Annotated in this window: 22 protein-coding genes, 1 pseudogene and 1 riboswitch; of the genes and pseudogenes, 10 read left to right on the forward strand and 13 right to left on the reverse strand. The window is 50.5% G+C overall.

Annotation, left to right across the window (positions count from 1 at the left end; genetic code table 11):
• Nucleotides 1-14 precede the first annotated feature (14 nt).
• From agp to OGY06_RS06110, 8 genes are all read right to left on the reverse strand, one after another.
• Nucleotides 15-1,256 carry a bifunctional glucose-1-phosphatase/inositol phosphatase gene (gene agp / locus OGY06_RS06075; protein ID WP_003832053.1) on the reverse strand — a complete coding sequence of 414 codons (1,242 nt, stop codon included), beginning with the start codon at nt 1,254-1,256 and terminating at the stop codon, nt 15-17.
• 87 nt (nt 1,257-1,343) lie between these two features.
• Nucleotides 1,344-2,051: an ArsR/SmtB family transcription factor gene (locus OGY06_RS06080; protein WP_003832049.1), complete on the reverse strand. Its 708-nt coding sequence runs from the start codon at nt 2,049-2,051 to the stop codon at nt 1,344-1,346.
• A gap of 69 nt (nt 2,052-2,120) precedes the next feature.
• Complete coding sequence (locus OGY06_RS06085) at nt 2,121-2,876, reverse strand: sulfite exporter TauE/SafE family protein (protein WP_286604947.1); 756 nt, start codon at nt 2,874-2,876, stop codon at nt 2,121-2,123.
• 134 nt (nt 2,877-3,010) lie between these two features.
• Entirely contained in the window at nt 3,011-3,517 is a 507-nt protein-coding gene (locus OGY06_RS06090; RefSeq protein WP_048214488.1) for a protein disulfide oxidoreductase, read from the reverse strand.
• Complete coding sequence (locus OGY06_RS06095) at nt 3,507-4,130, reverse strand: DsbA family protein (protein WP_286604948.1); 624 nt, start codon at nt 4,128-4,130, stop codon at nt 3,507-3,509. Before OGY06_RS06095 ends, OGY06_RS06090 begins: the two co-directional genes overlap by 11 nt.
• Complete coding sequence (locus tag OGY06_RS06100; RefSeq protein WP_286604949.1) at nt 4,127-6,007, reverse strand: protein-disulfide reductase DsbD family protein; 1,881 nt, start codon at nt 6,005-6,007, stop codon at nt 4,127-4,129. The genes OGY06_RS06095 and OGY06_RS06100 overlap by 4 nt, the downstream gene beginning before the upstream one ends.
• 48 nt (nt 6,008-6,055) lie before the next feature.
• A complete protein-coding gene (locus OGY06_RS06105) occupies nt 6,056-6,418 on the reverse strand; it encodes a hypothetical protein (protein WP_003832041.1) in 363 nt (120 codons plus the stop codon).
• A 70-nt stretch (nt 6,419-6,488) separates the two neighbouring features.
• Entirely contained in the window at nt 6,489-6,893 is a 405-nt protein-coding gene (locus OGY06_RS06110) for a VOC family protein (protein WP_003832040.1), read from the reverse strand.
• Nucleotides 6,894-7,288: 395 nt separating this feature from the next.
• On the opposite strand from OGY06_RS06110, the gene dsbA reads away from it, so the two are divergent.
• The 4 genes from dsbA (at nt 7,289) to OGY06_RS06130 (ending at nt 10,139) form a co-directional block, all read left to right on the forward strand.
• Complete coding sequence (gene dsbA / locus OGY06_RS06115) at nt 7,289-7,912, forward strand: thiol:disulfide interchange protein DsbA (RefSeq protein WP_126318536.1); 624 nt, start codon at nt 7,289-7,291, stop codon at nt 7,910-7,912.
• A 205-nt stretch (nt 7,913-8,117) separates the two neighbouring features.
• A complete protein-coding gene (cbpA, locus tag OGY06_RS06120) occupies nt 8,118-9,038 on the forward strand; it encodes a curved DNA-binding protein (RefSeq protein WP_003832035.1) in 921 nt (306 codons plus the stop codon).
• On the forward strand, nt 9,038-9,331 hold the full coding sequence (gene cbpM, locus OGY06_RS06125; RefSeq protein WP_003832033.1) for a chaperone modulator CbpM: 294 nt from the start codon (nt 9,038-9,040) through the stop codon (nt 9,329-9,331). The genes cbpA and cbpM overlap by 1 nt, the downstream gene beginning before the upstream one ends.
• A 121-nt stretch (nt 9,332-9,452) precedes the next feature.
• Entirely contained in the window at nt 9,453-10,139 is a 687-nt protein-coding gene (locus OGY06_RS06130; protein ID WP_063941862.1) for a Crp/Fnr family transcriptional regulator, read from the forward strand.
• Nucleotides 10,140-10,186: 47 nt separating this feature from the next.
• Here the strand turns inward: OGY06_RS06130 and OGY06_RS06135 are convergent, their stop codons facing one another.
• From OGY06_RS06135 to OGY06_RS06155, 5 genes and pseudogenes are all read right to left on the reverse strand, one after another.
• The gene (locus tag OGY06_RS06135) at nt 10,187-11,023 is read right to left on the reverse strand and encodes a nucleoside-specific channel-forming Tsx family protein (protein WP_003832029.1); all 837 of its coding nucleotides are present in this window, start codon (nt 11,021-11,023) and stop codon (nt 10,187-10,189) included.
• 95 nt (nt 11,024-11,118) lie between these two features.
• Nucleotides 11,119-12,273, reverse strand: a complete 1,155-nt coding sequence (tsgA, locus tag OGY06_RS06140; RefSeq protein ID WP_003832028.1) for an MFS transporter TsgA — start codon at nt 12,271-12,273, stop codon at nt 11,119-11,121.
• Nucleotides 12,274-12,311: 38 nt separating this feature from the next.
• Complete coding sequence (deoD, locus tag OGY06_RS06145) at nt 12,312-13,019, reverse strand: purine-nucleoside phosphorylase (protein WP_032942921.1); 708 nt, start codon at nt 13,017-13,019, stop codon at nt 12,312-12,314.
• A 112-nt stretch (nt 13,020-13,131) separates the two neighbouring features.
• A complete protein-coding gene (locus tag OGY06_RS06150) occupies nt 13,132-13,287 on the reverse strand; it encodes a hypothetical protein (protein ID WP_154816728.1) in 156 nt (51 codons plus the stop codon).
• Nucleotides 13,288-13,301: 14 nt separating this feature from the next.
• Nucleotides 13,302-13,363: pseudogene (locus tag OGY06_RS06155) on the reverse strand (hypothetical protein); the annotation flags it as partial.
• A gap of 148 nt (nt 13,364-13,511) precedes the next feature.
• Here OGY06_RS06155 and OGY06_RS06160 point away from each other — a divergent pair.
• The 6 genes from OGY06_RS06160 to petA all read left to right on the forward strand — a co-directional run bounded on the left by OGY06_RS06160 (nt 13,512) and on the right by petA (nt 18,738).
• Entirely contained in the window at nt 13,512-14,015 is a 504-nt protein-coding gene (locus OGY06_RS06160; protein WP_003832026.1) for a GNAT family N-acetyltransferase, read from the forward strand.
• Between the two features lie 247 nt (nt 14,016-14,262).
• A riboswitch (cobalamin riboswitch) is annotated at nt 14,263-14,485 on the forward strand.
• A gap of 221 nt (nt 14,486-14,706) precedes the next feature.
• A complete protein-coding gene (locus OGY06_RS06165; RefSeq protein WP_003832024.1) occupies nt 14,707-15,762 on the forward strand; it encodes an ABC transporter substrate-binding protein in 1,056 nt (351 codons plus the stop codon).
• A gap of 66 nt (nt 15,763-15,828) precedes the next feature.
• Nucleotides 15,829-16,896: a FecCD family ABC transporter permease gene (locus OGY06_RS06170; RefSeq protein ID WP_003832023.1), complete on the forward strand. Its 1,068-nt coding sequence runs from the start codon at nt 15,829-15,831 to the stop codon at nt 16,894-16,896.
• Entirely contained in the window at nt 16,893-17,708 is an 816-nt protein-coding gene (locus OGY06_RS06175) for an ABC transporter ATP-binding protein (RefSeq protein ID WP_003832021.1), read from the forward strand. The genes OGY06_RS06170 and OGY06_RS06175 overlap by 4 nt, the downstream gene beginning before the upstream one ends.
• A gap of 10 nt (nt 17,709-17,718) precedes the next feature.
• Nucleotides 17,719-18,159, forward strand: a complete 441-nt coding sequence (locus tag OGY06_RS06180) for a pseudoazurin (RefSeq protein ID WP_032934409.1) — start codon at nt 17,719-17,721, stop codon at nt 18,157-18,159.
• Between the two features lie 27 nt (nt 18,160-18,186).
• Entirely contained in the window at nt 18,187-18,738 is a 552-nt protein-coding gene (gene petA, locus OGY06_RS06185; RefSeq protein WP_003832018.1) for a ubiquinol-cytochrome c reductase iron-sulfur subunit, read from the forward strand.
• Nucleotide 18,739: the final 1 nt, after the last annotated feature.

Raw genomic sequence — 18,739 nt, forward strand, 5'->3', positions numbered from 1 at the left:
GGGGGAGTTTTCTTTTACTTAGCCGCCTCATTCAGCACGCTATCGAACTTATCTATCGGGCAAAAACCATCCGCATCTATCGGACATCCTTTCAGCTCCAGCGTTACGCGCTGCGCCGGAGATTTCAGCGTCAGAACGTCTGCATTACGCAACTGCTGCGAGCTCTGATACACATACTCGATTTTCATCAGATCACGATTTGCATTGCTGTCATGCCAGCGCTGGAAGACAATCTTCCCGCCAATCGGCGTACGCTCGTTCTGATCGTGAAGTTGGTACGGTTTAAAATCCAGCGCGGTGAGCAGCGAAGCGATATTTGAATCATGCCCCACCAGCACGGTTATTTTCGGTGCTTTCGCGCGTTCAGTAACCAGCGCATTATCAATATATTTCACCAGTGGTTTGGCGACGTTCTGCGCCACTTCCGGGGAGGTGAACAGGCTATCCTGATAGCCGTTTTTCAGCTTCGACAGAACCTTCCACTGCTGATCGGATTTAATCTCGCCCCAGGCAACTTTGTCCATTGGGAAGCCTTCGTAATATTGCAGCGTGAAGGCATCAACCAGCGAATTCCCCACCTTCAGCGGCCCCGAAACGCCTGGCTCCTGCTGGTATTTCGCACTAAACGTATCTTTGGCATCGGTCAGGGAACACTGCTGTTTTTCTTTGCAGGACGGAGAGTCTTTGTAGTCGGTCATTTGCTCAAGCAACTGATAGCTATCGTTGAGCTGCATTTTACTACGCTCTTTCTCCATGGCCTGAACGGCCTGCTGGCTGAAGACGGCGGAATCATCGGTGATCACCGGATTAAAGGTAGGATCCATGGTGCCCATTTTTTCCTGATGATGGACCGGAACATCGCAACCAGGGAAAGCACCGGTGACAAAGAACTGCGCCGTGGCGACCGTACGCTGCAGGCTGTTAGCATAGGTATAGACCGTGTTCGGTGCCGGGCATTCGCCCGATTTCACCATCCCCTGCTCTGCCAGCCACTCTCGCATGTAGTGGCCCATATAGATTTCCAGCACACCGCCTTTGGTAGTGAGTTGTCCGCCGGGGACATCCCATTCTGGCCATTGTTTGGGGGTGGACTGTTCAAGAACGCTGCCATTATTGGCTAAAGGTGCACGTAAGTTATGCCGACTCATCATCAATACTTGTTGAAGCTGATACCCTTCCGGCGCGGTCTGCGCCTGCGCGGCGGTTGACAATAATACAGCCCCTGCCACGGCTGCGGCGATTAACGATTTATTCATCCCTACGACCTCTTGTTGTTATCAATCACAACAGAGTGTGACAGAAATATGACATATTTCCGGGAACGCTTTCGCAAAACAGACCATCTAGCGTGTCGTTTTAACACCAAATTCGGTTTCGAGTTTACGAATGCCAAGAGGTGTGAAGATGATATGGCGGCTGCCCTGTTCGGTTTTTATCCATCGCTGTTCACTGAACCAGCGCAGCAGCGTTGCGCCAAGCACACCACCAGGATGATAACGTCGTTCGCTCCAGTCCAAACAACCGCAGGTTAACTTCCGCCGGGATGGGACCGCCGCCAGGACAATCCCCATCTGTGCCAGCTTTTCCAGGCCAAGAGGAGTCAGGGTTTCACCATCCGGCGTTAACCACTGACGGGAAACCAGCGTATCGAACAGCCTCACCGCCACCTCTCCGGCGAGATGGTCGTAGCAGGTGCGGGCATGGCGCAAACCTGACGGTGTAGTGATTCTGCGGGGCGTTGATGTCGCCCACGCAACGCCCATCAGGCGTTCCAGCAGTTCAGCGATATCGGAACCTGCAAGGCGAAAATAACGATGTCTGCCCTGCGCCAACGCCACAACAAAACGTTGTTCGCACAGACGCGCCAGATGCGCGCTGGCGGTCGATGCGGATATATCCGCCACCGCGCTGAGCTCAGTTGCAGTCCAGGCGCAGCCATCCATTAGGGCGCACAACATACGCGAGCGCGATTTATCGGCCATCACTGCCGCAGTGAGTGCCATTTTCGACTCCAGATCGCCCTCTTCTTCATGTAACATCACGGATGCCATAACGACCTCATTGGCCCTGAATCTCTGAATTAACGATGCCATGAAAGTCGCGCAAAGTCACCGCACCGGTCACACAGCACGCAGCATCATCTCTGTACCCAACCCAATCAGACAAAACAGAAAACAGCGTTTAAACACGAGCGGAGAAATAACCTTTCGCACACGGGTACCGATCCATTGGCCAATCAGTGCAGGAACAATGGCCAAAGCCGACAAGCTTAGCGATTGTATGGGCAGCGCGTTGTGCCACCACAGACCCAGCGCCAATGCCAGGGTTGAAAAGGTAAAAGAGATCCCGAGAGCCTGCACCAGTTCATCTTTCTCAAAGCCGAGGGACTGGATCCAGGGCACTGCGGGCATCACAAACACCCCGGTTCCGCCGGTCAATAAGCCGGTCACAAATCCAATAACGAGGGAGTATGTTTTTTCACGCTGCGGGGCCACCGCGATTTTCTTTCCCGCCAGCGTCCAGATAGCGTAGGCCACCAGCGCCACGCCGAGCGCAAACTGGGTACGGGTGGTGTCACCCCCGGTAATCCAGGTGCTGGCAAGCAGAGTCGCCATTACCACTGTCAGCAGCATTGGCCACAGTCGTTTGAGTAATTGGCGTGTATTTCCACCACCGCCAAACTGGAACAAATTGCTTATCAGCGAAGGCAATAGCAGCATGGCCGCCGCGGCAACTGGCGAAATAAGCGATCCGAGGATCCCCATTGCCACGGTGGGTAACCCCATACCCGTAACGCCTTTCACCATCCCCGCGAGGACAAATGTAGCTGTAATCATCACCACCAGAGCGTGTTCAAACGCTAAAGAACTCGTCATGTTGCACTTTCCTGGAAAAGAGAAGATGACTGATTCTGGACGTTAATCACTGTGTTTGCTTCGTCAGGCAACGAAATATGCCTTCCTGGCGAGGGTGTCGTCATAAAAAATGCCGGGTTTCCCCGGCACATTTATCAGAACGTTTTCGCCCACCACAACCGAAGTTTCATGCCCCAGTAGCTGGTCCAGCCGCTGGTGGTTGATACCACCCGACCTTGTGACATCACCACCAGCGTGGGCGTGACGCTGATCGCCCAACTGCGGGAAATGGCCCCGTTCGCATCATTGATGACTGGAAAGTCCACGCCTTTTCGCGACAGCCAGCGAGATACCTCAGCTTCATTTCCGGAACGTAACGCAATGGTCATCACATTTTCCCCTTCCGAACGCAGCCTGGCGACTTCCGGCGTCGTGAAGCGGCATACGCCGCACCAGCTCGCCCAGAAATAAAGCAACACCGGCTCGTCTTTGCTGAGCGCCGCCAGCGTGACGGTTTCACCATCCAGCGTTTGTAAAGGCGTGCTGTCAAAGGAGGCAGGGAGCTGCGGCGCGCGCCAGGCATCCATCAGCAGCATCGCCCCCGCCAACAATGCCAGTAAGATCAGCCCTTCGCGCAGCCAGCGGCGCAGTTTACTGAGCATTGGCCGCCACCAGTTTTTCTTTTACCACTTCCTCAAGGGTTTCCCACGACACCGCACCGGGAATAAGTTCATCACCAATAATCGTTGCGGGAGTTCCCTGCACACCCACCAGTCTCGCCAGTTGCAGGTTAGTACTCAGCGTTTCAGCACTTTGGGCATCCAGCGTCACCGGAATGGCCCCCGCTTTTTCCTGCGCCTGCTTGATACTGACGTCGGTATGATAGCCCTTCTTCTGCATCAATTTTTCATGTAATGCCAGGGACTGTTGCGGATGCTCATGCCAGGTGGTCAACACGGTCCGCGCCGCCAGTTCCGAACTTTCACCTTTAAACGGCAGCGGTTTAATCACCACCGCCACGTCAGGATATTTCTGCACAATTTTTTCCAGCATTGGATCCAACTGCTTGCAGTATGGGCAGTTGTAATCAGTGAAGTTTATCAGGGTCAGTTTCGCCTGCTTCGCGCCAAGCCGCGGGCTGTTGGGATCGTTAAACAAGGCTTCCTGAATTAATGCTTCAATTTGCTTTTCCTGTTCCGGGGTAAACGGCGCAGGCTCTTTCGCGATACTGACGGCAGAAAACAAGGTTAACAACAGAACAATCATCATTTTCATGGAGTTACTCCTTTGGCATCATTCAACGTTTGCAGTACCGCATCGCGGGTTAACAACGTGGGTAACGCCTGGCCATCCGGCAGACCGGGGCCATAAATTTGGTTATACGGCACAGCAACCTGGCCGCGTTTTTTTAGAAATTCGGTAATAGCTTCAGAAGGGAGTGTCCAGTCGCCGCGCAGCGCCACCACATCCGGCTGTTGCAATGCGGCCTGTACGTCTTCTTGATGCAAGACGTTGTATTTGTTTACCTTACAGGTGATGCACCAGTCGGCTGTGACGTCAATGAACACGCGCTTATGTTGCGCCAGCGCATCCTCAATCGCCTGCTCGCTTAGCGGTTGCCAGTTCACGCTTTCTTTAGCGCTACTTTGTCCGCTAAACCCTAAGTGTGGGAGCAGCAACGTCGCAAGCCAGATAGCCGAACCCAGCATCATCACGCCAAGCAGACGCCGCAAAATATTCATCCACCGCCCTGGTCGCGGCAAACGCAGCGCCAGACCGGGACGCAGGGCCACCAGCAGCCACGGTAAGCTCATCCCCAGCCCAAGTGCGATAAACAATCCCCACAACGTCGGCAGCGAAGCGGTCAATGCTACCGCCACCGCCGTTCCCAGAAACGGGGCACTGCACGGCGTGGCAAGCAGTGTCGCAAATGCACCTTGCCAGAAATGTCCCGACAGTCCGTTGCCGCCGTGAGTCGCCAGCGTGGTGGTCATTGCAGAAGGCAGGCGGAATTCAAACCACCCGAACAGGCTGGCGCTGAACGTCAGCATCACCAGTACCATGACGCCAATGAACCATGGATTCTGAAACTGGATCCCCCAGCCAAGGGCCTGATTGGTTAAACGCAGCACCGTCATCAATAGCGCCAGTGCCATAAACGAGACCAGTATTCCGGCTACCGATGCGAGGAACTGACGACGGATCTGGCGACGACTTTTTTCCTCGACCAGCAAAATAGAGCCCAGCTTCATGCCGAGAACCGGTAACACACAAGGCATCAGATTGAGGATCAAACCGCCCAGCAGCGCCATTAGCACCACTTGCCACAGTGGGAGTGAGGCGTTCTCAACAACCGGGGCTTCACCAATCGCAAGACGACTCTCCTGGGCAACACCGTTATCTGCCAGCACCAGCGTGACTGACTTACCACGTAAATCCGGCGCGCCTTCTCCCCAACCGTCATGTACAGGTACCGTGGCGCGTAACGTCTCCCCCTCAACATGGATTTGCGGCATGCCAAAATCCGTATCATCAACGGCATCCAGATATAGCCCTGGTTCAGTCCAGCCTCCCGCACGGTGAGCCTCGACGACTAACTCTCCCGCCCGTGCGCCAGCGCTCAGAGTATCGGTCAGGCCGCTGGCAAGTGGGATCTGTCCCATCGCCTGAGCATAGTCATGTGCAAAAGTCGGGTCCTGGGCTGTGGGCGTCACGGAAAAAGGAAAATCCGTCAACAGGCAAACGTTGCTACAGGTGGATAGCGTCAAAACGCCACTGAGCGTGGCGGGCGCTCTACCGCGCACCACCATCGGGAACGTCACCTTATCGTGATACCCTTGGGTAGTGATATTGGCGACCTCAAAACGAGCAGGGGTTGGCCAGAACCAGTCGACCGCAGGCATTTCCCCTTTCCAGGCGATAGCAGGCGCAACGCCTCCCTCGCCCGGGGAACGCCAGTAGGTTTTCCAGCCGTCCTCCAGTTTGACATCCAGCAGCAGACGGGTTTCTCCGCCTGCGGACGTATCAGCGCGTAACCGCACGCTGGCGTGATCGTTATCGGGTGAACGCAGCCAGCCGGGTTCAGCCGCCCAGGATACGGGCAGCCATAGCAATAACAGACAGAGCAACGCCTGTCTGAAAACAGTCATCATAGTTTTTCTCCGTGAATAATTATCTAACAGTCAGCAACGGCTGTTCTGTCATTCACGGAAGACGCAAAATCGGAGATGCACCCGGAGAGTGGGCGGCGAGATGGCTCGCGGTGGGAAAAAAGGTAGGCGAAACGCCCGCACTGGCGCCAGCAACGACAACAGCAGGCACAGCACCAGAATAGCACCTTCAAACAGTACGGGTGGCGCAGCCAGTAATGACTTCGCGCTCAGTTCACAAGGGGTAACGGGTGAGGCCTCGTCGGTCTGCACTTGCGCGCTGGCGGCAACGCTTGTAACGGCGGTATCCATCTGCAACGCGTGCAGGCCCGCCATGCGTTGTGCGGTGCAAACCATCACCACAACACATGCCAGACAGAGGAACCACCATCCCATCCGTTGACGTTTCGCCATTATACCCTCACTCATTGATGCGAGTTATCTTAACCACTCGCCAGGTTTTGGCAACCTTTACGCTGTAAAGTTATGTCCTGCTATCTGCTGGATATACCGCGATTTCAATCAGATTGAGATCGGGATCCCTGACATACACCGAGCGAATAGGTCCTGTCGCACCGGTACGTGCAACGGGCCCTTCAATAATCTCGACTCCGTGGGTTTGAAACGTCTCCATCACCTCTTCCAGCGTACGCGTGGTGATAAAACACAAATCCAGCGCCCCCGGCGTTGGCGCGTAGGCTTTGGGTTCAAACTCTTTTCCCCGAATGTGGAGATTGATTTTCTGATTGCCAAAGACGAAGGCTTTCCGACCTTGCGCGAAGGTTTCCAGCCTCATGCCTAAAAGCTCGACATAGAAACGAACGCAAGCCTCTTCATGATTGGTGGTTAGTACCAGGTGATCCAGGTGGTCAATCATAGCGATATCCATTTGGGTTGCTCATCTCTGACACTTACCCTATTCATTCACGCACGACAAGAAAAAGAAAATCTACGGGGGTATTTGCAGAACTTAGCGCAATACCTTGCTATTCACGCTTTAAAAACGAAATGATAATTAATCATATTACGTCTTCTTTTATTACACTATAACATTGCTAAAACACCCCTGAAAATATCACGCAAGTTATCATTCACTATTTACGAAGAATGCATGTAGATAATTCAATGACAGCACACAAATAATGCCCGCTACGTACTGATGCGTAAATGAAAGTAAGGGTCAGCGTATTTTCAGAAGATTCCATTAGTATATCCAGGCGCAATGAATAACGTATTCATTAGCAGAATGATTTGTTTATTAAATGTTATTTAGAGTATATGGAAATGAAAAAATATTTATTACCCCTGATTGGGTTACTTTTTACAGTTAGCGCTCAGGCAGCATCATTTACCGACGGCAAAGAGTATATCACCCTGGAAAAACCTGTCGCTTCCGCACCGCCGGCGCTGAAGTTTTTCTCATTCTACTGCCCTTCCTGTTATCAGTACGATGAAGTTTTTGAAATCACTGATAACGTGAAAAAAGTATTGCCTGCAGATGTCAAACTCACCGAATACCACGTCGACTTTTTAGGACCGCTGGGGCAAGACATGACCCACGCCTGGTCCGTCGCCATGCTGTTAAATGTACAAGATAAAGTTAAGCCGTTGCTTTTTGATGCCGTTCAGAAAAAACAAACCGTTAAAACAGCGGACGATATTCGTAACGTATTTATCAGCGCGGGCGTCAGCGCCAGTGATTATGATGCGGCATGGAATAGCTTTGCCGTGAAATCACTGACCGCTAAGCAGCAAGAAATGGCGAAGGCAGTTGATTTAACCGGTGTGCCCGCCATTTTTATCAACGGAAAATATATGATCAATCCAAAAGGACTGAAGTCTGATGACCTTAATGCATTCGTGCAAAACTATGCTGATACGGTCCGCTTCCTGATAAGCAAATCCTGATGTTTAGCTAATCTCATTTTTCGCACCACACAACAGATGCCGTAACCTCAACTGCGCTGTTGGTGGTGCAATGCCTGCATCGTTTATCGCAATATCCTCCCTTCCCGGTTGGCATTCGCCGTTATCAGGATTACCCTAAACTTAGCGGTGATACCTGTTGTCAGGGTTCACCTTCTGCAAGTGTTGATTTACACGAGAGAACGCTATGGAATTAAAGGATTATTACGCCATTATGGGCGTGAAACCGACAGACGATCTCAAGACAATCAAGACCGCCTATCGTCGACTCGCCCGTAAATATCATCCTGATGTCAGCAAAGAGACTGACGCGGAGGCCCGGTTTAAAGAGGTTGCAGAAGCCTGGGAAGTATTGAGTGATGAGCAGCGACGCGCCGAGTACGACCAGCTGTGGCAGCACCGCAACGACCCACAGTTCAGCCGTCAATTCCAGCAAGGAGAGAATCAAAGCTACAGCGCCGAAGATTTCGACGATATCTTCTCCTCCATTTTTGGTCAGCGTGCGCACCAGTCGCGCCAGCGCCCTGCCAGCCGCGGGCACGACATCGAAATCGAAGTTGCCGTATTCCTCGAAGAAACGCTTACTGAGCATAGCCGCACTATCAGTTACAACCTGCCAGTCTACAATGCGTTTGGCATGGTAGAACGAGAAATTCCTAAAACGCTGAATGTGAAAATTCCGGCTGGCGTCGGTAACGGCCAGCGCATCCGTCTGAAAGGCCAGGGCACCCCCGGCGAAAACGGTGGGCCGAACGGTGATTTGTGGCTGGTGATTCATATTGCGCCGCATCCGCTGTTCGATATCGTTAATCAGGATCTGGAAGTTGTCGTTCCCCTCGCGCCGTGGGAAGCTGCGCTGGGTGCGAAAGTAACCGTTCCGACGCTGAAAGAGAGCATCCTGCTGACCATTCCTGCAGGCAGCCAGGCCGGTCAGCGGCTACGCATTAAAGGCAAGGGTCTGGTAAGTAAAAAACATACCGGCGATTTGTATGCGGTGATCAAAATAGTCATGCCACCGAAACCTGACGACGCCAGTGCCGCCCTGTGGCAACAACTGGCGGATGCACAAAAGACCTTTGATCCGCGCAAAGAGTGGGGGAAAGCATAATGGCTAACGTTACCGTCACTTTTACCATTACCGAATTTTGTCTGTACACCGGTGTGTCAGAAGAAGAGCTGCATGAGATTGTCGGCTTAGGGGTGATAGAACCCCATGAAGACGAGACGTTTGACGATCATGCGCTGACAGTAATGCGTCGCGCGGTGCGCCTTCGTCAGGAGCTGGAACTTGACTGGCCAGGGATTGCCGTTGCGCTGACGTTGCTGGAGGAGAACGCTCAGTTACGCCAGGAAAACCGCCTGCTGCGCCAGCGCCTATCTCGCTTTATCAGCCATCCTTAGTGTGTCAGGACCAGCATGGTGCTGGTCCTTTTATTATCCGCCCCGCGCTCTTAATGACATTGCCCAGCAGATGGCATACAGTCTCAGATAAGAATTATCTTAAACAAGAAGACGTTGAGTCATGCAGCTTAAACCCCTCACGAAAGGTCGTTTTCACAACATCTGGCAGCAGGATGATGCCTTGATTGAGAAGATATTTCAGGAACTGCTCTCTGAAACGCAGATTCTCCAGGAAGATGAGTATCTATACCGCCAGGGACAGGTTGTCGATCGACTGATCATGGTGCAATCCGGAAGAATTTCGCTGCGTTACAGCGCGGAGAATGGTCGCCGATTCCAGTTGGGCGCCATGGAATGCGACGAGCAGCTGTTTGGTGAAATGGAGTTTTTTACCGGGTATCGCTGCCAGCTTGATATCGTCGCGGAAGAACCACTGACCGTAGCGGTGTGCAGCTGTGACCGTCTGGAAGAAGCGCTGAATCAGCATCCCAGACTGGCGATATTTTTTGCCAGTGCAATGGCGATTGATTATCAGGATATGCTGGAAATCTTCCTGCACCGGATGCTCTACCCTATCGTACATAACGTGGCGTATGACCTGTATCGCCAGCATCAGAACAAGCAGCCGATGGATGGTTTCCATAAAAAATACCAGGAAGCTGAGCGATTCGGCACAACCGACCGGGTCTATCGGCGGGCGGTTAAAGCGCTGACGGATGCCGGGCTGGTAACGCGAACGAAGCAAGGACTGGAAATTAAGGATCTGGATGGGCTGCGTAAATTTCTCGGCAATGACATCATTGACTGACACACCAACTCTCGTAAACAGAGCATTGGTGTGTCATTTCGGCGCAATCAGAACTTATAGGTGAGATTGAAATAGTGACCGAGCCCGGTGGTTCGCCCTGCTCCGCCGTGGTTTTCCATCAATGCCATGTTACGGAAATACTTCAGGCCATAACCGACTGCATAATGCTCTGAATGCCAGTAGATACCGTTATACCATTCAATCGCGTTATTGCTGTATAACGGTTGATTAGCAATCTTATTCGCGGCGAACTGGTAGTCAAAGTACCCCTGATAGTTCAGATAACTGCCGTTGGCAAAGGTATAGAATGGCGTCGACCAGTTAGTCGAGAACATGTAACCATCCCACTTTCCTTCGTTATCCGCACCGTAGTTTTCACGAACATAATGCGCATAGATGTTCATTCCCACCAGACCAAACCACGGGACCTTCACATCTGTACCCAGACCAACGTAATGTTCAAATAATTCCCGGTCGCCAATGTTATTTACCGTTGCAATATAGAATTCGTTAAACGGCCCAACGGATAAATCTTTATTAAAAATGGCGTCCAGGGAAAAACGTGGAGATATCTTGGCAAAGAAGTTATCACCACCGTGACGATCGTCCTGCTCGCGATCCAAAATATCAAAGAAATCCACATAACCGTACAGATCGATAATGCCAGAGCGTGCACCAAACTCCAGTTCCAGATAGGTGTCATTGCGAATACCATATGGCACTTTCGCGTCCACACTTTGCATTAAGTTCATCTGCATCCAGTTAAAATCATTTTTACGGATGTTGCCATCAGTATAGTCAGCCGCGAATGCTTGCATACAGCTCATTGCCACTACTGCACCCAAGATTGTTTTTTTAATCATTAATTTATTCTTTTTCAGCATTTTCAATTCCTTTGAGTAAGGTTGAGTATCGCCTCACCATATAAATGGTGTGGCGACTGGCTATTTAATTAAAGAGGTAAGTATTATTAGTGCTTTTAATTACGTTTGAGTTTTAATGTCGCCATTAACATAACAAAGATAATTAAATACAACACCGGTATTGCGTACATAATTTTCTGTAATCCCATTGTTTTTTCCATGAGCGCGCTGATCGCCGGACTAAACATGGCCCCGGCACTGCCGCTAATTAAAATATAAGAAACGTTCTGACTGCTCGCACGCTTCACGAAAGAAACACCATAGGCAATAAATGAGTTATACAGCGCAGCACAGACAAAGCCGTAACTGTAGGCCAGATAATCAAGCCCGGAGATATTATCCTTCGTGACGATAATTGCGGTAATAATGCTTGCCAGCAAAATAATACTTAGCAGGAAATAATGTATCTTCACCCGAGAAACAATGACGGTTGATACTAATGCCCCGACCAGCGCAGCGCCCCAGTATTGCGTAATAATATTTCCTGCTTCTTCAAAGGGAATGCCAAATTTGTTCTTCACAAATAATGGTGCCCAGGTCAGGAAGGTGTACAGCGCCAGCATACCTAAGAACAGGCCAATGCCTCCGCTGATAATCCCTGGATTCCACTCCGATTTTACCTTGTCTGTCCGATCTGCCGTGGGCGACGTCTCGCAGGCAGTAAAGCGGGTGAGCGCCACAACGCCCAGCGTGAGTAAGGCCACCATACCCACGCTCAGATAGCTGTAACTCCACGACATATTGTGCGTCAGGGCGAAGGTGGTGATCAGCGGGAAAACTACACCCGCGACGTTGAAAGTGGCGTCCTGCACCACCAGCATCGTACTTTGAATACGATCCTGCCAGACCGATACCACAATCGTTCCTGCCACACACAGACCGATCCCACCGCAAAAACCCACCAGGGTCATGGCGACCATCACCGGCCATAAGCCAGGGCTTAAGTGCATTACCAGAGCGCAAAGGAACACTATCGAATAGATAATGAGCGTCATACGCTTCACACCGATTTTCTCAATCAGGAAAAAGGCGGCGATGGTGCCGGCTAATGCTCCACCATTGAGCAACGAAAATATCGAAGCAACGGTATTCACATCGGCACCGTAGCGTACTGCAATCGGTTCGATTAGCATACCGAACTGACTGGCAAACCCTGCCATAATAAAATTTGCCAGAAAACTAATCAGCGTAAGTGCTATTTTATTCTTCATATAATGCCATCTCTGATTGGTTCAATTAAAAGCCGGAACTAAGCGGTAACAGCAGTATTTAGCGCCAGCTCAATCATGTTGTTAAAGGTCAATTGTCGTTCTTCTGCCGTTGTTTCTTCACCTGTCAGGCAATGATCGGAGACAGTTAAAATAGCCAGCGCTTCAATATTAAACTGATGCGCTAAAGCGTATAAGCCTGCTACTTCCATATCTACACCCAGTACACCGAATTTTTCCAGTGCCGGTATTAAATTTTCGTCAGGATCGTAATAAAGATCGCCGCTGAAAACATTGCCGACTTTAATATCGATACCCGCCTTCTGTGCCAGCGTCCACGCCTGCTGTAATAATGGGAAATAGGCAGATGTTGCCATCGCATAGCCCGCGCTACGTTTTAAATTTGTGACTGAATCCGTTCCGGCGGCGACGGCCAGGATAATATCGCGCATTTTGACATGATGTTGTGTTGCTCCTAAACTGCCGACGCGAATAATTCTTTGCACACCAAAATCATGTACCAGTTCATGGGCATAAAGCGTCATTGAAGGGATGCCCATTCCATGTCCCATCACCGAAACAGGTTGCCCAAAATATAAACCGGTATAACCCAGCATATTACGTACATTGGTGACTTCGCGGTAATCCATTAAATAATTTTCGGCAATAAATTTAGCACGGAGCGGATCGCCCGGCATAATAACGGTTGGCGCGAAATCCCCTGGCTTGGCATTAATATGTGCAGTCATAACAATTCCTGAATTATGGGTATTGAAGATATGCAGGGATTGTAACCAGACGTTTGTGAGGTGATTGAGGACAAAAGTCCTGCTCAGAGGATCGGCCTCTCATTTTTGAGAGTTAGTGGTGCAGGTAAGTGGTAAAACGGAACACAGCGTGTTGGTCTTCTGGCTTGCGGTGAATAACGTCAGCACCCCAGCGCAAAGAAGCAGTACGTTGCTCATGGCAAACGTGCACTGCCAGATAAAGGCGAGGACCGCGACGGGAACCAGGCACAAGAAAGCGCCTCACCATCCGATTGTGGTCCCCCCCAGATCCCCCCCACCAGCGGCGTGGCTACTACCGTCGCCAGCAGCAGGGGCTTACGATTCCCATTTATAATCCGTATGCAGAATAGCACCATAGATAATTGCATTTCTGTCTCTTGCCGCTCAATATTGTTTTTAAAGGAGGCTTATTGTTATTATCGTTTTCCATTCTAAGATTGAGTTATGCATGCCATGATCCCATTTAGATTTAGTGAGATGACTCACGCCGATATTCCTGCTGTTCAGTCGTTCCTTATTGAGCATCTTAATTTATTCTTCAATGCCGGCAGATCCATGCCTTCTGCCGAAGAAGATCTCTTTGATCTCGAACAACAGTATCTGTTACAGGAAAGAAATTTATTGCTTTGCGCATGGAATGAAAACCAAGAATTAATCGCCACACTGGCGGTATGTCAATATAATGATCGTATTACTGAACTGCGTGGGCGCTACAACTTGCGTGAAACGGCAGAAATTTGTCGTTGCTACGTGGATGAGCGCTATCGTAGACAGGGGATTGGCAGCCAATTGTTTGCTTTAGCAGATGTATTCTGCCAGCAACATCAATATAAAACGTTGTATCTTCACACCCACCATTTTTTACCAGGAGGATATCACTTCTGGTTGCGTAATAATTTTAAGGTGATTATGGATATGCAGGATGAATGGCAATTGGTACATATGGAGAGTTCGTAAAAAAAGGACTCAAACACCAATCCGCAGCATTTTTGATGGTGATCAATATGTTTTATACGCAGAGATTGAATCATGCTCGTAATTTGATCAACATCAATCAATTCTCATTTAGCTTTCTGTTGTTATTTTCATTTATAGCAACACACAGAGCAATGCATCTACATCCTATTGTTTTTACTGATTATTTTCAGAACGACATTATCTTTATACCTCTTACATTCCGTGGTTGACCTTGTTAACAATTGCCGTTAGAGTCACTTTCGACAGCATTTCATTACATTTTGTGTATGAATAGGAATATGGTGAGAATTATTTAATTCAATTCCATAACTGCCCCCGCAACTGTAGGCGGATGCAGAATATCCTTGTGTGGCTAATAAGCCACAGGTCACTGTAAAGTTTATCTTTATGGGAAGGCTGATATTCTGATTACCGTGAGTCAGGAGACCTGCTGTCAATGATGTATACCATTGAGTGGACGGGATGGTCCATGGGATGAATTATTTGACACCAGCAGTAGTGTATTTATGAATAAGATTTTGGCTAAGTCAGTATTACTTGCATTTTTCGCATATCTTTATTCTTAAATTTCACGATTCAATGTCATCTATCTTCATGTCTCCTCCCGATATATGGAATGAAATGAGCCATGACCAGACCTTAAGATTCTGGCATCAACGGGACGATGACAATGCACGCTAATTCTACCTTTTACTCCTCTAAAAAAACGCTTCTGGCAATTTTTGGTACCACTGCTCTGCTGCTCGCTTCCGGTTTTTCTGACGCGGCAAAAACTGAATATCCTCTGACGATTAAAAACTGTGGCCGCGATATTACCTTTAATCAGGCACCAACGCGCGTGGCAACGGTGGGTCAGAACAGTACCGAGATCCTCTATTCATTAGGCCTTGCCGATCGCGTCGTCGGTACTTCATTGTGGTTTGGCCCGGTACTGGACGCCTATAAAACAGAAAATGAAAAAGTTGCCGTTATTGCGCAAAATATTCCGAGCTTTGAAGGGATTTTGGCTAAAAAACCAGATCTGATCGCCAGCCAGTTTGAGTGGCAAATCGGCCCAGCTGGCACAGTTGCCTCTTATGAACAGTTTAGTGAACTGAAAGTTCCTGTTTACACCGCGCCAGCTGACTGTGCGAAAGATAACGAAGATGGTGGTGATGGTGTCCGTAAAGGGATGTTTGATATCACCATGGTGTATCAGGAAGTCGCCGATCTGGCAAAAATCTTCGATGTTCAGGATAAAGGCGAAGCGCTGATTGCCAGCCTTAAAGCACGTGAAGCCGCAGCGAAAAATAAAATTACCGGTATTGATAAGAATGTTTCTGCCGTGTTCTGGTTTTCAAGCGCCGATTTACAGCTCGATCCTTACGTTGCCGGGAAGTTTGGCCCAGCAGCATGGATAGCCCAAACACTGGGTGTGAAGAATGTGATTGATTCTGCCGAAGAATGGCCAACAGTGGGCTGGGAAACTATCGCTAAAGCTAATCCTTCTGTCATTGTGCTCGGCGAGATGAGCCGTCGCCGCTTCCCGGCAGATGACTGGAAGGTCAAGATGGAATACCTCAAGTCCGATCCTGTCACCAGGCTGGTTCCTGCCGTTAAGGAAAACCATCTGCCGGTCATTGACGTACAGACAATGAATGCTGGGATCAGAACTATTGATGGGCTGGAAAAACTGGCTGATGCCCTTGTTGAATATGGCTTAGCGCATCCGCAGGCTGCTCATTAATCTACGTTTTGCGCTATATCCTCGCACGGTATAGCGCATCTCTGTTACTCAGGAACGCAGATAATCATGAGTGATCCACGCAGGATGCGTCGTGCCGTTGGTCTGCTTGCGGTGAGAGTCGGTGGGCATGCCGTCTGGGTCAGTGCGCTGATGTGCTGCGTGCTGCTGGCGGGGATTTCCATCGGCGAAACGCTGATCCCCTGGCGGCATGTGCTCAGTACGCTGGCAAATCATCTTTTTGATACCCACTATCCTGTCGATGCGCTGGATGCTGGGATCGTCTGGAACTATCGCCTGACCCGAGCGCTGGTCTCTGCCAGTTGCGGTGCCTGCCTGGCTGTTTCCGGCGTAGTGTTACAGTCGTTGCTACGCAATGCACTCGCCGAACCTTATCTACTGGGGATTTCTGCCGGAGCATCCACCGGAGCGGTGCTGATTGCTCTCACCGGGCTTGGGGCCGGCATTATCAGCATGTCATTGGGGGCTTTCATTGGCGCGCTAACGGCATTTATGTTCGTTGCACTATTGGCAATGGCTGCTGGCGGTAGACAAGGCGGCGGTGTGACAACCCAAATCATTCTTGCCGGCATCGCCAGCTCGCAGCTTTTCAATGCAATTACGTCGCTAATCATCACCCGCTCAGCAAATGCCGAGCAAGCGCGCGGAATTATGTTCTGGTTATTAGGTAATTTGAGCGGTGTACGCTGGCCCGATGTTGTCTTAGCCATTCCTACCGCTCTGGTCGGTATTGCGCTGTGCTTTTGTTATGCCCGCCATCTCGACGCCTTCTCCTTTGGCGCTGAGTCTGCAGCATCGTTGGGCATTCCAGTAAAACGTACCCGTGCAGTACTGATTGCCGCCGTCACCGGCATGACGGCAATTATGGTCTCCATCGTTGGTGCGATCGGCTTTGTCGGTCTGGTTATCCCGCATGCCGCTCGTCTGCTGGTCGGCAACCAGCATCATCGACTGCTGCCAGTCAGTGCGCTTACCGGCGCGATTTTCCTCATTATCGCAGATGTTATTTCCCGCACGTTACTCCCCGGTCAGGTTCTACCAATAGGTGTGATCACCGCTCTGGTTGGCGCCCCTGCGTTTTCAATCATTCTGATTAGAGGAAACCAGAACAAATGACGGTGAATCTCGTATCCCCCCTTGTGAACTCTGCACAAGCCGTTATTGAAGCCTGTAATCTGCGATGGAAGGTAAAAGGCAAGACGATTGTTGATGATATTTCACTCAGCGTAACGCCTGGTGAATTTGTCGGCATCATAGGTCCCAACGGCTCGGGCAAAACGTCACTGATTTCACTGCTGGCCGGTTTATTGAAGCCGACTTCCGGGCATATCACTCTGCAGCAAAAGGCGCTCCAGCATTATTCGCGGCGTCATCTTGCGCAACAGGTGGCGCTGGTCGAACAACAGGCTGAAACCAGCGAGCGTCTTACCGCTTTACAAGCCGTTTCTCTGGGGCGAACCCCCTGGCTTAGCATGCTCTCCCCCTGGTCCGCCAAAGATGACGATATTGTGCAAACTATGCTGGAAAAGGTCGATCTCAGTGAATTACAGCATCGCTGCTGGCATACCTTTTCAGGGGGAGAAAAACAGCGCCTGCATATCGCCCGGGCGCTGGCGCAACAACCACAGTTGTTGCTGATGGATGAACCCACCAACCACCTCGACATTCAACATCAGATTGGCCTGTTGAGTCTGGTTAAACGTGAAAAGCTCACGGTGATTGCCGCTCTGCACGATCTTAATCATGCCGCGATGTTCTGCGATCGCGTCATCGTCATGACGTCCGGACATATGGCGATGCAGGGGAAACCTTGCGCCGTTTTTACCCGCGAAAACCTCCACTCCTGGTTTGGAATCGACGCCATCATTGAAAAGGATGCGGGTGGTGAAAATTGTTTTATTCGTTATCAACGGCCTGATGAATTTTAAGGAAGAATCAATGAAATACCTCAAACAGAGTCTGCAAATTTTGTGTTTACTCGCCTTCGCCTCTTCTGCCTTCGCACAAACTCATGAAGTGTTGATGAAAAATCGTGGGACTGGGGGACCAATGGTCTATGAGCCAGATTATCTGGAGATCCAGCCAGGGGATACGGTGAAGTTTATCCGTAAACATAAGAGCCACAACGCGGCTTCAATCGCTGAATTGTCACCGGCTGGCTATCCTGGATTTATGGGAAAAATAGATGAAGAGATCGAAGTTACTTATGACAATGCCGGGTTTTACGGCATCAAATGTACACCGCATTACGCTCAGGGCATGGTGATGCTGATTAAGGTTGGAGATGCCTCGTTACCAGAAAGCTACCGCGCGTTCAAAGCGCCGGGTATTGCTGACAAGCGCTTTCAGGAAATTTACGCGCGTATCGATAAACGTTAATCCGCGAAACTCAGGGAGGTATACGAGGTGGCAGATAATAAACTTCCAGATGGCGAAATCCAGGAACAGCGTAGGGAATGCCTGTGTAAACTGACTAAATTTGTCGGTGCCGCAGGCGTCGCGGCTGCCGTCTGGCCGCTGGTTTCGGCCTTGGGCCCGGATGAAAAAACGCTTGGGGAAAATGAACCGATTGATGTCTCTCTTGCAGGTGTTGCTGCCGGACAAACAGTCAGACGTGTATGGCAAGGAAGGTTGATTCTTATACACCATCGCACCCCGGATGAAATTATTACTGCCAGAAGTGCCGACCTGGATACGCTTATCGACCCACAGCCAGACAGCGCCAGGGTCTCTGCAGCCCATCCTCAATGGCTGGTGGTTCAAGGTTATTGCCCACATGCCGGGTGTGTACCCAACGCCCGACCGGGGGGGATGGGTTGGATCTGTCCGTGCCACGGTTCAGAGTTTGATACCTCCGGGCGCGTGACGCGCGGGCCCGCAACTGCCAACCTGGCAATCCCAGACTACGTTATTCATTCCGATGGGCAGGTCGTGCGTATCGGCACGAAGGAAGCCTGAA

Source organism: Citrobacter sp. Cpo147 (assembly GCF_030332405.1).
GTDB lineage: Bacteria > Pseudomonadota > Gammaproteobacteria > Enterobacterales > Enterobacteriaceae > Citrobacter > Citrobacter portucalensis.